Origin of the sequence: Synechococcus sp. R6-10 (genome assembly GCF_047461815.1) — a bacterium.
Classification (GTDB): Bacteria; Cyanobacteriota; Cyanobacteriia; order Thermostichales; family Thermostichaceae; genus Thermostichus.
On sequence record NZ_JANSHW010000756.1, the window covers coordinates 1 to 1,603 of the forward strand.

The following is a 1,603-nucleotide window of genomic DNA, read 5'->3' on the forward strand; positions in this document are numbered from 1 at the left end:
CTGGGGGAGGCCGCCGCTTCGTAGATGGTGACGCTGGGGGGGATGATGTTGGGGAAGACCATGAACCCCAAGCCGATAAAAGAAAGCGCAAAGATCAAAAAAGTGTAAACCAAAACGCTATTTTCTTCCCGCCGGCGCAGGCTGCGCAGCAACAACGCCACCAACAAAAGTCCCAGAACTGGGATGGCAGCAAAGATGTAGAAAAGAGGGGGCGAGAAAAGCTGAGCACGCGCCTGCTCGGACATGATAGGAGTGCTGATGGTGATAAACACTGCCCCCAGTAAAGTTGTCCAGGTGGCGATGGTTGCCGTCTTGTAGTAGGTTTCCTGAAGCTCGCCGGTGGTCTTAACGATTAGGTAGGCTGAGCCGATTAACACATAGCCCTGGATCAAAGTAAGAGCCACCAACAGCGTGCGCCAGGTCAGCCAATCCCAGGGGCTGCCGGCAAAGTGGCCGGCTTCGTCCACTTGGATCCCTTCGAAGACGCTGCCCAAGGCAAATCCCTGGCCCAAGGCTGCCAAAAAGCTGCCCACTCCAAAGGCCAGGTTCCACACCAACTTGTTGTCGGCGTTTTCCCGAAACTCGAAGGAAACGGCCCGCAAGATCAGGCCCACCACCATGATCACCAAGGGTATGTAGAGGGCATTGAGAATGGTGGCGTAGGCGAGAGGAAAAGATCCAAATAGGGATCCCCCCATCAACACCAGCCACGTCTCGTTGGCATCCCAAACATTGCCCAAGCTGGTCATGAGAATGCTGCGCCGCGTCTCGCTGGAGGCCGTCAGGGAGAGGATACCAACTCCCAGATCAAACCCGTCCAGCAGAACGTAGAGAAATAGGAATAGGCCCAGGATAAAAAACCAAACCTGGGGCAGAAACCGCTGTAAAGGCTCAAAAGATTCCATCGCTGTTCCCTCTGCTTTGAGTATTTCTGACCAGTGCGAGACAGTTCCCGATGGCGATCCCCAGTCCCTCTCCCTCTAGGGAAGGGAAGTTGGGAGTTGACGTAGCGAAGGGTTTCACTGCTGTGGGGAATGGGCCTGCTACGTTGCCCTGTTGCTACTTGGAGTCACCAGTTAGATGGCTACCAAACTGCTGCTACCGAGCTTCTGCAGGACGGCGATCCGGCTCGTGGCGGGCAGGCTCGACCACGATCACCGGCTGCGTTGCCGGGACAGGGGCGGGCAACTCCAGGTTTGGCCCTTCGCGGATGATGCGGCTGCCAAAGTAGAGAGCGGCAACGAAGAACACAGTGTACAACGCGGTCAGGCCAACCAGAGAAAACAGCACTTCTCCTGCCGGCAGGGGCGAAACCGATTCCACCGTGCGCAGTTGTCCATACACAATCCAGGGCTGCCGACCCACACAGCGGACGATCCAACCGGTTTCAACGGCGATGTATCCCAGGGGTGCTGCGAAGATCCAAGCTCTCATCAGCCACTTTTGCTGAGAAAGGGCCTCCACTGAGAGCTTGCCCCTCAGCCATTGCACAAGGGTAACTCCGACAAGCCCGGCCAGAAAAAGACCAATGGCCACCATCGTTCTGAAGGAGTAGTAGATCAGGCCGACCATGTGGGGACGATTTTGGGGATCCCAGCTTTTG

At 56.5% G+C, this 1,603-nt stretch carries 2 protein-coding genes; both read right to left on the reverse strand.

Features of this window, described 5'->3' with window-relative positions:
- Positions 1-905, reverse strand: a 905-nt coding sequence (cydB, locus tag NW837_RS15825; protein ID WP_414332674.1) for a cytochrome d ubiquinol oxidase subunit II, incomplete at its 3' end; no start/stop codon positions are given.
- Positions 906-1,098: 193 nt separating this feature from the next.
- Positions 1,099-1,603, reverse strand: a 505-nt coding sequence (locus tag NW837_RS15830; RefSeq protein WP_414332676.1) for a cytochrome ubiquinol oxidase subunit I, incomplete at its 5' end; no start/stop codon positions are given.